Consider the following 16,035-nt stretch of genomic DNA (forward strand, 5'->3'; position numbering starts at 1 on the left):
AAAGCGCCCTTCCCGGGTCTTAAGCTCTAACCGCGATCGCGCCCCTCGACCACAGGAGCACGCCATGAGCAACCTCGTCGGCCCCGGGAACTCCCCGCATCGCCCCCAGTGGGCGCACTCGGCTCCCCGCCCCCACGAGCGCTCCAAGCGCCCCGATCCCCAAGGTTCCAGGCCCCAGCGACACCCGGACGGGCTTTCGCTGAGTGCCACGGCCAGCGCCCTCTCGTCGGGCGAGGCCACCCAGGCGCTCGCCTTGCTCAAGCGCCTGACGGAGCGCCCCGGCGGGATCCTCAAGGACGCCGACGGCCACACGCTCACGCCCGATCAAGCCCTCGAGCACCTCGCCAACGGCCAGGAAGTGGTCGCGCGGGTCTCGCCCGAAGGGGGCAAGACCCGCAGCGCCAGCGCCCTGCTTTTTGCGATCGAGGACATTCGCCCGATGGCCATGCGCCTCGCGCAGGCCTGATTCGCGCTACCGCGTCTTGGCCAGGACCTTGTCGCGGTAGAGGGTCTCGATCTCCTCGCGATACTTGTCCGCCACCACTCGGCGCTTCAGCTTGAAGGTCGGGGTCAGCTCGCCGCCCTCGAAGGTGAAGGCGTGGGCGAGCGCCTGAAAGCGCTGGATCCGCTCGCGAGCGGACAGGGCAGCGTTCACCGCCTCGACGACTTCGTGCAGCGCCTCGCGCACGGGTGAGAGCGACACGAGCTCCACGTCGTTCTTCCAGTCATGGCCGGCCTCGGCCGCGATACGCGCCGCCTCGCCCAGCTCCGGCACCAGGAGGACGGTCATGTGCCGGCGGCCTTCGCCGAGCAGCATGGCCTGAGCGACGAGGGGATGGGCGAGGAGGCGGCGCTCGATGGGCTGCGGCGCCACCTTGAGGCCGTCAGCGAGTGCCAGCAGCTCCTGCTTGCGATCGACCAGGGTCAGATAGCCCTCGTCGTCCAGCTCTCCGAGATCCCCGGTGCGCAGCCAGCCCTCGGCGTCGAGGACCTCGCGGGTGGCCGTCTCGTCGTTCCAGTAGCCCTTCATGACGTTGGGGCCCCGCACGATGATCTCGCCGTCCGCCGACAGGCGGATGGTCACCCCGGGAAGGGCGCGGCCGACCGTCCCCAGCTTGATGGCCTCGGGCGGGTTGAGGGTCAGGACCGGCGCGCACTCGGTCAGGCCGTAGCCCTCCGCCACCGGCACGCCCACGGCCTGGAAGAAGCAGCCCAGCTCGTGCGAGAGGGGGGCCCCGCCCGAGACGATGAAGCGCAGGCGGCCGCCGAGGGCCTCGCGCACCTGCCTGAAGACCAGCCGGTCGGCGGCGTGGTACAGGGCGTTGGTCGGGAAGGTCACCCGGCCGTCCTCTTGCATGACCTTGTGGAAGAACTCGCCGATCTCGAGGGCGGCCCAGAACAGCTCGCGCTTGAGGGGAGCCTCGGCCTCGAGCTGGGCGATGGTGCGACGGTAGAAGGTCTCGAGGATGCGCGGCACCGCGCAGAAGAAGGTCGGCCGAACCTCCGCGAGGTTCTGGGCGAGGGTCTCCAGGCGCTCGGCATAGGCGACCGAGGCCCCGACCGCCAGCGAGGCGTAGCAGGCGCTACGCTCCAGGACGTGCGACAGCGGCAAGAAGGAGAGGGCCACGTCATCGGGGGTCAGGCCCAGGGCCGAGACCGAGGCGTGGGCGTTGGAGGTGAGGTTGCCGTGGGTGAGCATGGCCCCCCGGGGCGCGCCGGTGGTGCCCGAGGTGTAGACGATCGAGGCCAGGTCGTCCGGACGCAGCATCTCGCGGCGGCTGCGGAGCTCGCCGGCGTGGCGCGACAGCAGGGCCTCGCCCCGGACCAGGGCCTCGTGGTAGGTCACCAGGCCGTCGACCGGCTCGAGGGGCTCGTCGAAGACCAGCGTCAAGCGCAGGGAAGGGACCTTGGAAGCGATCTGCCGCAGCTTGGCGAGCTGGGCGGGGGTGGAGGCGATGACCGCGCAGGCGCCGCAATCGTTGAGCGCCCGGGCGATCGCCTCGGCGTCGAGGGTGGGGTAGAGGGGCACGTCCACGGCCCCGATCCCGAGGACCGCCTGATCGGCGATGGCCCACTCGGGGCGGTTTTCGCTCAACAGGGCCACGCGCTCGCCGACCCCGACGCCGCTCTCGAGCAGGTAGGCGCCGAGCGCATCCACCTTGCGGGCCACCTCGCTGTAGGAGGTGGGCCGGTAGCGTCCCCCTTCCTTGGCCAAGAGCGCGGGGCGCTCGGCAAAGCGGGTGATCGTCGCCTGGAACATCGCGGGAACGGTGGTGACCATGTGTCTTGCTACCCCCTCTGAAAAAGACGCACGAAGCCGAATCGGTCCTCAAGAACCGTCGCCCGACATTGTAAAAGAAGTTTACAATTCGTGCAAATCCTTCATAAAGCAAAAACACCCGCACGGCGTGCGGGTGTCGCGATCGAGGCGAAGGGGGCGAAAACCCTTACTTGAAGAGGCCTCCGATGAGGTTGACCAGGCCGGCCACTCCCTGGATCCCCTGGTTGACCTGAGCGGCCCACTCGGGCTGGGGCTGGCTCTGGGCCTGGGTGGGCACGTAGGTCGGGGTCGCGTAGGCCGGTTGCTGAGGAACCTGCTGGGGGGCCTTCGGCTGGTCGACCTGGCCCTTGATCAAACCCACCAGGCCGAGCACCAGGGGCAAAGCCTGGTCGATCGCGGGGGCCTTCTTCTGGACGAACTCGTCGTAGCCCTTGTCCTTGACCAGGCCGCGCAGCGACTCGAGGGTCGCCGAGATGGGGCCCGGCGCTCCGCCCGCTACCGGCCGGTTGGCTGCAGGCTGGTAGGTCGAGGCGTAGGGGTTCACCGTCTGGGCCTGCTGCGCCGACGGCTGCTGCGGGGGGGTCAGCTGCCCGAGAGGCGCCGCCGTGGCCGCCTTGTAGCGGGCAAAGGCACTCGTGAAGTTGGCGACGGCGTTCGGCATGGGAACCTCCTACGGGAAGCGTTGAATCGTGCTCAAGGAGGTTATGGCGTCCGCGGACCCGGATTCGGTAAAGTCGAAAAAAAGCAAAGGGTAAGCTTTGGTAAAACTACCCCTTGACCGCCCCCGAGGTCTGGCCCTCGACGAAGAAGCGCTGCAGGAAGAGGAAGACCGCGAGGATCGGCGCGATCGCAAGCACCGCCCCCGCCGCGATCAGGCGCCAGTTGGCGGAGAAGGTGCCCGCCAGGTAGGCGATGCCCACCGGCAGGGTGTAGCGATCGGGGTTCTTGAGGACCAACAGGGGCCACAGGAAATCGCCCCAGGCCGCCACGAAGTCGAAGATCGCGAGCGTCGCGAGCGACGGGGTCACCAGCGGCAGCAGCACCCGCCAGAAGATCTGCCAGTGGCTCGCCCCGTCGATGATCGCGGCCTCGTCGAGCTCGCGAGGGATGGCGAGGAAGGCGTTGCGCATCAGGAAGATGCCGAAGGCGTTGACCGCGGTGGGCAGGATGACGCCCGCGTAGCTGTCCATGAGGCCCATCCGGTTGATGAGCAGGAACAGCGGGATCATGAGAACGGGCAGGGGCACCATCATGGTGGCGAGCAGGCCCGCCTCGATCCCGCGGGCGCCCTTGAAGCGCATCCGCGCGAGGGGATAGGCCGCAAGGCTCGCGAGCGCCACGTTGAGCACCACCGAGACCACGCTGACCCCCACGCTGTTGCCGAAGTAGCGGGCGAACGGCACCGCGTCGAGCACCAGGCGGAAGTTGTCGAGGGTCGGCGCGCTCGGCCACAGGCTGGGCGGGTAGGCGAAGATGTTTTCGCCGGGGCCCTTGAGGGCGGTCACGAGCAGCCAAGCGAAAGGGCCGACCGTCAACAGGGTCAGCGCCAGGAGGACGAGGCCCAAAAGCCAGGCACGGAGCTTCTTCATAGGAGCATTCTAGACTTGGATCCAGCGATCGGCAAATAGGTAGATCGTAAGCATCCGAGGGTATAAGGGCCGTAGGCAACCGAGCGCGCGGACCTCGGTCCGGTCCTCGCGCAATCCATTGATTGAAGGAGCAGGAGACCATGGCAAAGCTGTCGGTCGAGGCCATCGAAGCCAACTACGGAATCACCTCTCGCGAGATCCGCAACGCCATCTCGGACGGCCACCTCGAGGCCGAGCGCAATCACGGCTCCTGGCTCGTCAGCGAGAAGAGCCTCGAAGCGGCCATCAACCAGGGGCTCCTCAAGAACCGCAAGCAGGCCGTATAAGCGCCGCTCCAAGCCACCATCGCGCCCCGGCTTAGGCCGGGGCGCTCGTCGTTGGCGCGTCCTGACAAGAAAAGGGATTCCAGTATAATAGGGGGCGGTCCCAGTTGCCCCGCGCGCGAGCCTTCGTTCACCGACCGACCTTGCGCGATCGCCAAAGGAGCCCCCGTTGTCGCATCCCCAGACGCCATCTCCGGCCGTGCGCACGCTCGATCGGATCTTCGAGGGGGCCGCATGGCTCATCCTCGGCCTCACCCCGATCCTCATCAACGTCTATAACGTGGACGCCTACCGCACGGTCCAGGCCACCTTCGCCTCGATCCTCGTGGCCCTCGCGGTCTGCCTGTGGGCGATCGCCCGGTGCCTCAGCCGGACCTGGTCCGAGGTGGGCAAGGTGCCCCTGCTCTACCCCATCGGCTTTTTGGTCCTCTGGACCCTCTTGACCGTGCCGCGCTCGCCGGCTCCTCCCCTGGGCCTTGCGAGCTGGTGGAACATGGTCGCGTACCTGGGCTTCTGGATCGCCCTCAGCGACGTCACGGCCCGCACCCCCAAGCTGCGCTGGCGCCTCTTGATCCCGGTCCTGTTCGGCTTCATCGCCAACAGCGTGGTCGGCCTGATGCAGTACCAGCACGTGGACTTCATGGCCATGAGCCGGAGCCTGCCCCAGGTGCCGTGGCTCCTCAACTACTTCGCGGGCCTGGACGCGCCCGCCAAGCTGGGCTCGGCCGCGGGTATGCTCGGCAACCAGAACGTGCTCGGCGGTTACCTGGTCGGCGCCATCCCCTTGCTCTTGCTCGCCGGCTCGGCCCTCTTGGCCAAGCGCGAGCAGCCCAAGCTCGCGATCGCGCTGGTCGCCTCGGGCCTCGTCGGTAGCGCGAGCCTGGTGGCAACCCAGACCCGCGGCGCCTGGGTCGGTCTCTTCCTGGGCCTCGCCTGGGCCGCGATCGCCCTGGTGGCCAACTACGGCACGGCCCTGCGCCGCCTGAGCGCCAAGACCTGGATCGCCGTGGCCCTGGGCCTCGCGGTGGTCGGCGGCGGGCTCGCCATCAAGGGCGAGGCCATCGGCCTGAACCGCGCGATCGCCAAGCTCCAGACCGCCGGCACCGACAACACCTCGCAGCAGCGCATCAACGCCTGGCACGTGGCCAAGACCATGGCCGATGAGCGGCCGGTGGTGGGCCACGGCCTCGGAACCTACAAGATCCTCTACTTCAAGTACCTGGTGAAGACCTTCAACGGCCAGGCCATCCCCCCCTCCATGCACCACCGCTACGTCCAGGCGCACAACGACTTCATCCAGCTGGCGGGCGAGACCGGCTACCTGGGCCTGGTGCTGGGCCTCATCGTCCTCCTCGGCTTCGCCGGCGGCGGCACCTGGTGGATGCTCAAGCAGCCCGCGATCGCGCTGAGCGAGCGCATGCTGGTGCTCGGCGGCATCACCGGGGTGGTCGCCATGGCGGGCTCGGCCATCTTCGGCTTCCCCTTCCACATCGCCTCGTCGTCCGCGCTCGCCGTGGGCGTGGCGGGCCTGGCGGGCGGCGTCTGGACCCAGCAGCGGCGCGCTTCGAGCCCCGAGGCTCAAACGCCCGACTACAGCCCCGCGCAGCTCGCCGTCTACACCTACGCCCTGCCGGTCGCCGTCGCCTTCGTCACCTTCGCCGTCTGCTGGAGCGTCTGGAACCCCTACCAGGCAGACAAGCTCACCAAGCAGGGCCAGGAGCTCTACAAGGCGGGCCGCGTTCCCGAGGCCCAGGTGGCCCTCGACCAGGCCATCCGCCTGGACCCCGAGCGCGGCGACGCGCGCCTGCTGATGGGGCTGATCTATGCGGTCTACGGCCGCTTCGACGAGAGCGAGAAGGAGCTGCTCGCCGCCCAGCGCAGCTACGACGACGTGACCCTGCACTACTACCTGGGCCGGGTCTACGAGAGCGTGAACCGCCTCGACGACGCCCGCGCCGAGTACCAGAACGCCCTCCACTACTTCCCGGCGGGGCTGGACATCTCGAAGGCCGTCAGCGAGCGCCTCGCGATCCTGGACCAGGCCACCAAGGGCACCCCCGTCCAGGCCGGCAGCAAGTAAGCGAGCGAAAGCACGATCACGCTCCGGGCGTGACGGGCCTCAGCGCGCCGAACGACCGGATCCCGGATACTGGGACCCATCGGAAGAACCCTTCACCCGCCCCCGCCGGCCGCACACCGGCGGGGGTCTTCTTTTCAATCTTGGAGGGCTTCGAGCACCAGCGCGTGACAGCGGTTGTCGACGAGCATCAAGGGATGCAGAAGGACCGGCACCGTGAGGTTACGCGCCCCCGCAAGCTCCGAGCTGTTGGAAGGCACGATCATGAGATCGAGCGGCGTCCAGATGCTCGTCACCCGTACCTGCTCAGCCGTTTTCGACCAGTCGCGGTTGAGATCCGCCAAGAAGACGCTGCCCGGGCGCAGCTCGGTCGCACCCCGGTTCCAGCGGGCGTAGCCCGTGTAGGTACCCGCGTGCGGACTCGAGACGGTGACGAAGCGCCGGACCTGATGGGTGCCCCCGAGCCGCTGGAGGTAGTAGCGACTGACGATGCCGCCCAGGCTGAAGGCGACCAGATCCACCCGCGAGGCCCCCGTCGTCTGGCGCATGCGCGAGACCTTGTCGCGCACTTGCTCGGCGAGCACCGCCAGGCTCTCGTCGCCGTTGTTCGGGCGCATGTCGATCGTCTCGACGTGCCAGCCCGCCGCCTTGAGCTTGGGGGCGAGGGCGTCGAAGACGCGGCCCGTGTCATCGATGCCGTGCACCAGGAGCACCGGGTTGTGGGGCGGGGGGAGGTCTGGGACCATGGCGTCCTCCTTCGTCGCCCCATCCTACCACTCGCCTCAGGCCCGGCCTCGATCGAGGGTGCGGTACTGGATGGCCTCGGCCACGTGCGGCGAGAGGACCCCGTCGCTTGCAGCCAGGTCCGCGATGGTGCGCGCCACCTTGAGGATCCGGTCGAAGGAGCGCGCAGAGAGGCCCAGGCGCGCGATCGCCTGCTTCAACAGCTCGCCCCCCGCTGCATCCAGCGCGCAGAACTGCCTCACCTGGCGCGAGGTCATCTGGGCGTTGCAGTGCACCCCCGCAAGCCCCTCGAAGCGCCGGCGCTGACGGTCGCGGGCCGCCAGTACCCGCGAACGGATGGAGGCCGACGACTCGCTCAGGCTCCCGTCCATCAAGTCCCCCTGCGAGAGGCGAGGCACCTGGATCTGAAGGTCGATGCGATCGAGCAAGGGGCCCGACAGGCGGGTCCAGTACCGCTCGGCCTGATGAGCCGAGCAGGTACAGGGGTGGGCAGGATCCCCCCGATAGCCGCAAGGACAGGGGTTCAGCGCGGCCGCCAGGGTGAAGCGCGCCGGGTAACTAAGCGTCATCTGCGCCCTCGCGATCGTTACCACCCCATCCTCGAGCGGCTGGCGCATCACTTCAAGAACATCTCTCCTGAACTCGGGCAATTCGTCCAAAAAAAGAACGCCATGGTGTGCCAGGCTGATCTCACCGGGACGAGGGACCGAGCTACCGCCCACCAGGCCCGCCGGAGAGATGGAGTGGTGGGGTGAGCGAAAGGGCCGCGCGGTGATGAGCGGGATGGTGGGCGGCAACAGGCCCGCAACGCTGTATAGCTTGCTCACCTCCAAGCTCTCCGCCAGATCGAGCGGGGGCAAGATGCTCGGCAAGCGCTTCGCGAGCATGGTCTTGCCCGAGCCCGGCGGCCCGACGAGCATGACGTTGTGACCGCCCGCCGCCGCAACCTCCAGCGCCCGCTTCGCGAACACCTGCCCCTTTACCTCCTCGAAATCGGGTAGCTCAGCGTCACTCTGGGAGAAGAGCGCGTCGCGGTCCAGCTGGGTCGGTTCCAGGGGAGTCGCGCCGTTGAGCCAGCCAGCGACCTGCGAGATCGAGGCGGCGCCGTACACCGCGATCCCCTCGACCAGCGCCGCCTCACCGGCGTTGGCCGCAGGGACGACGAGCGCCCGGTAACCCGCGCGCGCCGCCGCCAGCGCGATGGGAAGGATGCCGCTGACCGGTCGCAGCAAGCCATCCAGGGAGAGTTCGCCCACCAGCAGCAGGCCTTCGAGACGTTCGGCCGGCACCTGGTCGGAGGCGGCGAGGATGGCCACGGCGATGGGCAAGTCGAAACTGGGGCCCGCCTTCTTGACATCAGCGGGGGCCAGGTTTGCCGTCAAGCGCAGTCCTGGAAAGGCGAAGCCCGAGTTGCGGATCGCGCTCTTGACCCGCTCGCGGCTCTCCTGGACCCCGGTGTCCCCGAGCCCCACTACCGAGAAGCCGGGCAAGCCAGTGGCGATGTCCACCTCGACCTCCACCACGTAGGCGTCCACCCCGAGCACCGCCCCGCTGTGAACCTTCGCTAGCATCTCGCTTCCTCGCCTACATGATGTGCAAACAAGTTAACATTTTATCATCAATAAACTTAAATTTAGTCAACTTCTCCTTCAGGCGCGTTAATCTTTCTCTTGCTCGGGTGATAGAATAAAAAGGCTTGCTTCATTGCTCGCATTCAGGGTGGTTTCTGGCTTTGCGCCAAAAGGGGGCCCCGTGACCACGTCCGAGCTCGCGAACGTATCGACGGATCCGCTGACGGCTCCGTGCGCACTGGCCTGGATCGTCTCGCACGACCCACGCCCGCTCGTTCCCGCCGTGGCCTCAGAAGCACCGCTCGCGCGCGCAGCCTCGCGCTTCGACGCGCAGGTGCTCGAACAGTCGGGCACCGTGACGCTGCTCGCCTTCTTGCCCGCGCCCGAGCCCGCCTTGCAACGGGCGATCAAGCTCGCCGAAGCCCTCATGGCAAGTCCCGTGGGCGGCCCCTACAGCGCCGCGCTCCACGTCCAGCCGTATCTGACCGGCAACAGCACGCGCGATCGCGCCCTGCTCTCGGCGCTCGTCGAGCAGGCCTTCCCCGGCGAGATCGTCGCGACCGAAGCCTTCCAGCGTCTCGCCCACCCCTACCGATGGTTCGAACCCATCCCTGAAGCCGGCGGCTTTCGGCTTTGCGCGACGGGCAGCCCGCAGGCGCCGCTCGTCGGGCGCACCAACGAGCTCGCTCAGCTACGCGCCTGCTGGCAAACGGCACGCAAGGGCAGCCCCCTGCTGGTGAGCCTCCAGGGCGAGGCCGGGATCGGCAAGAGCCGCCTGCTCCGAGAGTTCCTCGCCATGGCCGGCGAGGCGGATGCGATCGCCGCCGCTCACTGCCAGCCGGACGGCAGCGCCCGCCCCTACGGATTGCTCGCGTCGCTCGCGGGGGGCTGGCTCGCCTCCGACCCGACCCTCTTCGACCAGCTGGGCGAGGCCGGGCAAGACCTGGCGTACCTACTGGGCCTGCGCGAGACGGGCTCCACCCTCCAGCCCAAGCACCTCCAGTTCCGGGCCTTCACGACCCTCAACCACTGGCTCCTCGCGCAGGCGCGAACCAAGCCGCTCGTGCTGGCCCTCGAAGACCTGCACTGGAGCGACGAGGCTTCCCTGCAGTGGCTGGACAGCCTCATCGCCGAGATCGCCTTCGGCGGCAAGCGCGCGCCGCTCCTGATCCTCGGCACCGAGCGCACCGGCGACATCCACCAGCGCTACGGGGGCATGGGCATCGGGGAGGTCGCGATCTCCTTGCGGCCACTCGGCTCCGAAGAGGCCCTCTCGCTGATGACCGCCCTCTGCCCCGAGACCGATGCCGAGGCCCGCGCGACCCTGTGCCGGCGTGGCGGGGGCAATCCCCTCTACCTGCATGCCTTCGCCGAGGCGAGCGCGCACGGCGCCGTCGCCCCTCGGGATCTGCCCGATCCGCTGCGCTGGCACCTCGCGCAGCGTCTTGCCCCCCTGAGCGCCATCGAGCGGCGGGTGCTCGAGACCCTGGCGACCCTCGGGCCCGTGGTCGAGCACGACCAGCTGGCCCAGGCCCTGCCGCCCCTCGAGCTCAAGTACGGCCTCGGCGGCCTCAAGCAGGCCCGGATCCTCGAGGTCCCGCCGCAATCCCCCAGCTCGGTCGGCTTCTGCCACCACCTGCTGTACGAGGCCGCCTACGACGTCATCCCCCCCGAGCGGCGCCGAGCCCTGCACGCCCAGCATGCCGAGCGTCTCGAGCGCGGGGGCGCCCCCCTCACCGAGATCGCCTCGCACCTGCTGCGCAGCGACCAACCGGCCTTGGCCCGGCCCCTGCTGCGCCGCGCCGCCGAGCAGGCCCGCAAGCGCCACGCGCTCGCCGAAGCCCGCCAGCTGCTCAAACAGGCCCTCTTGCTCTCGAACGACGAGGCCGACGCCCACCCCCTGCGCCTCTCGCTCGCCGAGGTCCTGGTCGCGAGCGGCGAGCTGCAAGAAGCATGCGATCACCTGCGCGCCCTCCAGGGCCTGCTCGTGGGCGAGGCGCGGCTCCAGCACGCCCTGCTTGCGAGTACCGCCTTCGCCAACCAAGGCGAGTACGGCCTCGCGGCCTCCTACCTGCATGAGGGGCAGGCCGCGCTCTCGCCGGTCGATCGGCGAAGCCACGCCAGCCTCGTGCTGGCCGAGGCCCAGCTCGCCCTGCGCCAGGGCGCTTTCGGGCAATGCCGCGCGCTCGCGCAGGCCGCCCTCGACCACCTGCCGGAGCCTGCGAGCCTCGATCGCGCCCTCGCCTACAGCCTGTGGGGCATCGCCACCTATCGCCTCGAAGGACCGGCCGCCGCCCTGATCCTCTACCAGGAGTCGCTCGCCATGCGCGAACGCCTCGGGGCCGAGGCCGCCGTCGCCGGCAGCCTGAGCAACCTGGGGAGCGCCTACTACGAGCTGGGGCGCTGGGACGAGGCGCTCGCGGCCTTCGAGGGAGCGATCGGCACCTTCGAGCGCCTCGGCGAGCGCCTGCACGAGACCATCGCCCTCAACAACTCCGCCCACGTGCTGCTCAACCGGGGCGAGCTCGACGAGGCCGAGCGCCGCTACCGCCGCGCGCTCGCCCTCAAGCAGCAGATGAACGAACAGCCGGGCATCGCCGCCGCCCTGTGCAACCTGGGCAACACCCTCTCGCGCCGGGGTGACCACTCCGGGGCTCGCGCCTGCCTCGACGAGGCGATTTCGCGCCTTGAGCGGGTCGGCGAAGGCGAGATCCTCGCCGAGGTCTACCAGATCGCGGGAATGGCCGCGATCGCTGCCGGCGACGATCGGCGCGCACGGCAGCTCCTCACCCGGGTCCGCGACCTGAGCCACCGGCTTTCGCGCGAGGCCCCGCTCGCCGTCGCCCTGAGGGGCTACGCCATCCTCGCCCAGCGCGCGGGCCACCACGACGAAGCCCTCGCCCTCGCCTGGGAGTCGGTCGAGCTCAACGACCGACTCGGCAACCCACTGGAGCTCGGACGCAGCCTGATGGCCTGGGGCGAGACCCTCACGGCCAAGGGCGAGCGCGCACAGGCGCACGACGCCTTCATTCGCGCCCGCGCCCTGCTCGCATCGCTCGGCGCCCGACCGGACCTGTGTGCCCTGGAGGCGCTGCTGGGTTGATCCGGCAGGTCGTGAGTGATATATTTATCGCAAATTAGTTGACATTCTTCTGGGCCTAAATCATTCGTCATTAAAACTTGAAACAGGAGCCCTCCTATTCGCCAGCGTCTACGCGTCCAACTTGAGCGCCTGTCGCCCTTCGCGCTGTGGGGCGGCGTTGCGCTGGGCGCCTGGCTGCTGGGCTGGAGCGACCAGCGTCACCCGGCGCTGGTCACGACCGCCGCGGGGTTGTTGGGACTCGGACTCGTCGGCTGGGGGACGGGAAGTCCTGGCGATCAGCAGCCGTCGCCCACGGTGGACCCGGATGCCAGCGAGCTGAACGAGCTGTTCGAAGCCCTTGCGAACGAGCTTTCCGCGAGCGGGGCGCTCTACGCCTACTTCGACGAAGAGCAGGCCCTCAAGGCCGTCATCACGCCGCCGGATTCGAGCGACTTCGCGCCGGTGCTGCGCGTCGCGACGGCCCCGCTCACCCGCGTGCTCCTCGACGGCAAGCCTCAGGCCTTCACCCTGTACCAGGACGCCGAAGCCCTCGACCAGCAGACCCTGAAGGGCCGCTCGACACTCGCCTATCCTCTCTTCTTGCGCGGGCTCCCGGTTGGCCTCGCGCTCTTCGTTTCTGAGCAGGTCGAGCTCGGTGAGCGCGACTTCGAGCGTCTTGCCGCCAAGGCTCCTGCCCTGAGCCGCAACCTCGAGAACGTCATCCTCTCGGCGCGCCTGGCGGCAAGCCGCCGCGAGAACGAGGCCCTGCTCGCCATCTCTCGCCTCGCCCAGTCCCCCGCTGGCGGCACGGGCCTCTTCGTGGACGCCGTCACCCACCTGCGCCACCTCACCGGCGCCCAGCACGCGGCGATCGCCCTGCGGGGGGATGGCGGCTTCGCCCTCGAAGCGCTCGCCACCGAGGGCGACCCCGACCTGCGCAAAGCTTTCGAGCAGGGGGCCTGGGATCCGCGCGAATGGCCCCACCTGCTCTCGGCGATCGCCCTTCCCTCTCGCGCGACCCTGCTCACGGTGGGCGAGCTGCCTCTCACGCCGGCCGAAGCAGGCTGGCTCGAAGCCCTCGCCCCGGTGTCCCACGTGCTCGGGGTCGCCTTCGGGGACGAGGCCGCCCCCGAGGGGGTCCTGATGCTCTTTTGGCCGAACGATGAGCCCCTGCGCTTCTACGAGACCCGGCTCGCCCTCGCGCTCGCGGATCAGCTGGCCCTGATCGCCGCCAACCATCGCCTGGCAGAAGCGCAGCGAGCCCAGCTCGCCGCTGCGGACGCGGCCCAGGTGCGACCCAGGGGCCTTGCCGTCAAAACCTCGGCCTCCGCGCCGCTCGGCGAGGCACTCGAAGCCCTCCTGCGCCAAGAGGCCCCCAGGTTCCGGGCGGCCGGCCTCACCCTGCGCGCGGAGTCCCACGCCAAGGACCACGTCGCGCTGGATGCAACCCACCTCTCGGAAGTGCTCGCCACCTTGCTCGACAACGCCCGGCGCTTCTCGCGCCCCGGCGGGCGGGTTCGGCTCTGGCTCGCGCAGGACGAAGGCTGGGCCACGATCTACGTGGCGGACAACGGCTGCGGCATCTCTCAGGCATACCAGGCGCGCATCGGCGAAGAAGGCTTCCAGGCGGACCCCGGCAGGGGCGGCTCGGGTGCGAGCCTCGCTGCCGCCAAACGCCTGGTGGCAGCTGCCGGCGGCACCCTGGCCTTCACCTCGCGCGAAGGGGTGGGCAGCACGTTCTACGTGACGCTCCCGATCGTTCAGCCAGATTGAGCTCGAATTTGCTCCCGGCAGGCGGTTCGGCTAAAGTAAAGGCGAACGAGCGAGCCTTCAGAGGTCCGATGAACGATATGCCCCGCTCTCGAATCCAAGCGCTCCTGCTCGCCGGTGCGGTGGCGATGGCGGGTTGCGAGCTCAAGCAAGGCACGAACGGCCTGAAGCTTCCCGGCGCCCCCGACGGCGTCTCTCAGACGATCCCGCTCATCGAGGGCGAGGTGGTCGATGCGAGCGGCCGCCCGGTCGCCGGAGCCGCTGTGCGCGCCTACGCCTCCCGTTACCGCGTCGAAGGGATCGTCAACGAAGACGCCCCGCCCGTAGCCGTGACGACCGACACGCAAGGCCACTTCGTTATCAAGAACTCGCCCCTCGGCAGCGTCGCGGTCGAGGCCGCTTCCCAGGCGGGCCTCAAGGCCCTCAAGGTGGGCGTGAGCGTCGCCAAGGGGGCGCCGGGGGCGAAGGTGTTGCTCGGTACCCTGACCGTGAAGCCCACCGGCCGGATCCGGGGCACAGTCTCGGCCACGAGCACCGGCAGCTTGCTCGGCACCGACGTGTTCATCCCCGGCACCGACCGGGTGGCCAAGACCGATACCAACGGCTCCTACGCCCTCGAAGACGTGCCCGAAGGCCGCTACGCGCTTGCAGCCATGCGCCCCTCGTACGCCCCCGCCGTGGTCGAGGGAGTCGTGGTGCGCCCCAACGAGACGACCCGCGCCGACCTGCAGCTCGCGCTCGATGCGCCCAAGCTCGTCTCGCTCAGCGCCACCAACGGCGCGTCGGGGGCCGAGATCACGCTCAACGGCGAGAACTTCGGCGTCAGCAAGCACAAGGTCCTGCAGGTCTATTTCGGCAACACCCTGGCCGTCAAGCTCGATCCCCTGAGCGACACGACGATCAAGGTGACCGTCCCCGACGGGGCCACGAGCGGCGGGGTGGTGCTGGTCTCGGACGGGGTCCGGAGCAACCCGCTCCCCTTCACGGTCATCAGCAGCATCGCCGTCACGCCACGGCTGGTCGGCCTCTACCCCGGCGACGTGCAGCAGTTCACCGCCGTGGCCCAGGACGACCGGGGCCACGTCGTCGCCTCGCCGGCCCTCGAATGGAGCACCAGCTACGCGGGCGCCGGCACCTTGAACCCCGGTGCCGTCTTCACCGCGACCGGCGAGGGCTTCACCCGCATCCAGGCGACGAGTGGCAAGCTCTTCGACAGGGCTGCCGTCACCAGCACGCCCTACCGCCTCGAAACGATCGCCGGCAATGGCACCTTGAGCAGCTTCGGCGACGGGGGGAGCGCTCTGACCGGCAGCTTTGCTCTGCCCTTAGGCCTCGCCGCCTCTCCCGACGGCCAGACTCTCTACGTCAGTGAGGTGGCAGGCAAGCGAACCGTCCGCGCCATCTCATCGGACAACCTGCTTTCGACCTTCGCAGGAGGCGGCACAGAGTTCGGCGATGACGCTCCCCCGACCTCAGCCCAGCTCACAGACCCCCGAGGCCTCGCGGTCGACGCCGACGGTGGACTCGCCATCTCGGACGCAGTCCAGCACCGTATCCGCTACGTTCCCACCCGCGACCAGATCCGCTTCGGCCTCGCGATGAAGGCCAATCGAATCTACACCATCGCAGGCACCGGGGTGAGCGGCTCGCCCCGCGAGGGCGAGCCCGGCACGAAAAGCAACCTGACCGCACCCTTGGGGCTCGCCTTCGGCCGCAACGGCAACCTTTACTTCACCTCCAGCGTGCTGAACCAGGTCTACCGCCTGGATCCGAGTGGCAGGCTCTATCTCGTCGCGGGCAGCGGCGGTACCGGGGGAAACTTCACCCAGGCTCCGTCTACGAGCGCCCCCATCGGCAGCGTCTACACATTGGCGATCGATACACTCGGGAACCTCGTCATCGGGGGCTGGAGCCGGATCTACTTCGACTGCCGGGAGCCCGGCACCTACTTCGGGATCCCCATGGCGAGCGGCTCGCTCTACCCCCTGATCGGGGGCCTGAGCCCTGGGGACGGCCCGGACGGCAAGGATCTCGCCAACCTTCGCGTCTCTCAGGTCAGAGGTCTAGCCTTCGACGCGGAAAACCATCTGTGGTTCACCGACGACAACCATGTGATCCGGCGCCTGTCGCCTGATGGCACCTGCGTCACGGTCGCCGGAGCCCGCCGGGAACAAGGGATCGGCGGCGCGCCCGGCCATGGCGTCAACGCCGGAGCAGGCTTCCTAACACTTCCGGCCTCGGTTCTCCCGAGGCCGGACGGTCGCGTGCTGTTCGTGGACGGTTCGAACCAGCGAGTCGCTCTACTGATCCCGCGACACTCGCTTACGAAATAGTGATGGCACCGATACAGCAGTTCGCCTGCGCATTGTAGACATTGAAATCGGTCGTCGGGGTCTGGATGACGATCGCCTTGCCGTCGCCCCCTTGCGCAAAGACCGTCGGGCAGCCGTTCGAGCCGGTCCCATAGCAAACCCCTTTTCTGGTGCACTTGGCCGCATTCACGCTGACGTTCATGGCTGAAACTCCCTCTCTAACCCTTGCTTGGATGCCTGCACATCCTCTACCCCGCGATTTGACAAAATTAACACCCTACTAACA

The 16,035-nt window shown here is 68.8% G+C and carries 12 protein-coding genes; 6 read left to right on the forward strand and 6 right to left on the reverse strand.

Going from position 1 to position 16,035, the window contains the following annotated elements:
• Positions 1–64: 64 nt before the first annotated feature.
• Positions 65–466 (forward strand): hypothetical protein, encoded by a 402-nt coding sequence (locus J7643_12445; protein MBO9541390.1) that lies wholly within the window; start codon positions 65–67, stop codon positions 464–466.
• Positions 467–472: 6 nt separating this feature from the next.
• On the opposite strand, the gene J7643_12450 is transcribed toward J7643_12445, so the two are convergent.
• From J7643_12450 to J7643_12460, 3 genes are all read right to left on the reverse strand, one after another.
• Entirely contained in the window at positions 473–2,281 is a 1,809-nt protein-coding gene (locus J7643_12450; protein MBO9541391.1) for a long-chain fatty acid--CoA ligase, read from the reverse strand.
• A 166-nt stretch (positions 2,282–2,447) separates the two neighbouring features.
• Positions 2,448–2,942: a hypothetical protein gene (locus J7643_12455; protein ID MBO9541392.1), complete on the reverse strand. Its 495-nt coding sequence runs from the start codon at positions 2,940–2,942 to the stop codon at positions 2,448–2,450.
• Positions 2,943–3,048: 106 nt separating this feature from the next.
• Positions 3,049–3,870: a carbohydrate ABC transporter permease gene (locus J7643_12460; GenBank protein ID MBO9541393.1), complete on the reverse strand. Its 822-nt coding sequence runs from the start codon at positions 3,868–3,870 to the stop codon at positions 3,049–3,051.
• Between the two features lie 140 nt (positions 3,871–4,010).
• Here J7643_12460 and J7643_12465 point away from each other — a divergent pair, with 140 nt between their 5' ends.
• Positions 4,011–4,196: a hypothetical protein gene (locus J7643_12465; protein ID MBO9541394.1), complete on the forward strand. Its 186-nt coding sequence runs from the start codon at positions 4,011–4,013 to the stop codon at positions 4,194–4,196.
• A 166-nt stretch (positions 4,197–4,362) separates the two neighbouring features.
• Positions 4,363–6,273 carry an O-antigen ligase family protein gene (locus J7643_12470; GenBank protein ID MBO9541395.1) on the forward strand — a complete coding sequence of 637 codons (1,911 nt, stop codon included), beginning with the start codon at positions 4,363–4,365 and terminating at the stop codon, positions 6,271–6,273.
• A 134-nt stretch (positions 6,274–6,407) separates the two neighbouring features.
• On the opposite strand, the gene J7643_12475 is transcribed toward J7643_12470, so the two are convergent.
• Positions 6,408–7,016 (reverse strand): alpha/beta fold hydrolase, encoded by a 609-nt coding sequence (locus tag J7643_12475; protein MBO9541396.1) that lies wholly within the window; start codon positions 7,014–7,016, stop codon positions 6,408–6,410.
• Between the two features lie 36 nt (positions 7,017–7,052).
• Positions 7,053–8,585, reverse strand: coding sequence for a YifB family Mg chelatase-like AAA ATPase (locus J7643_12480; GenBank protein MBO9541397.1), 1,533 nt, complete (start codon positions 8,583–8,585; stop codon positions 7,053–7,055).
• 181 nt (positions 8,586–8,766) lie between these two features.
• Between J7643_12480 and J7643_12485 the strand changes: the two genes are divergently transcribed.
• The 3 genes from J7643_12485 (at position 8,767) to J7643_12495 (ending at position 15,770) form a co-directional block, all read left to right on the forward strand.
• Positions 8,767–11,688: an AAA family ATPase gene (locus J7643_12485; protein MBO9541398.1), complete on the forward strand. Its 2,922-nt coding sequence runs from the start codon at positions 8,767–8,769 to the stop codon at positions 11,686–11,688.
• A 231-nt stretch (positions 11,689–11,919) separates the two neighbouring features.
• Positions 11,920–13,440 carry a GAF domain-containing sensor histidine kinase gene (locus tag J7643_12490; GenBank protein MBO9541399.1) on the forward strand — a complete coding sequence of 507 codons (1,521 nt, stop codon included), beginning with the start codon at positions 11,920–11,922 and terminating at the stop codon, positions 13,438–13,440.
• Between the two features lie 68 nt (positions 13,441–13,508).
• Complete coding sequence (locus J7643_12495; protein ID MBO9541400.1) at positions 13,509–15,770, forward strand: carboxypeptidase regulatory-like domain-containing protein; 2,262 nt, start codon at positions 13,509–13,511, stop codon at positions 15,768–15,770.
• Here the strand turns inward: J7643_12495 and J7643_12500 are convergent.
• Complete coding sequence (locus tag J7643_12500; protein ID MBO9541401.1) at positions 15,760–15,951, reverse strand: ferredoxin; 192 nt, start codon at positions 15,949–15,951, stop codon at positions 15,760–15,762. The genes J7643_12495 and J7643_12500 overlap by 11 nt on opposite strands.
• Positions 15,952–16,035: the final 84 nt, after the last annotated feature.

The sequence above is a fragment of the bacterium genome, assembly GCA_017744355.1.
Classification (GTDB): Bacteria; Cyanobacteriota; Sericytochromatia; order S15B-MN24; family UBA4093; genus JAGIBK01.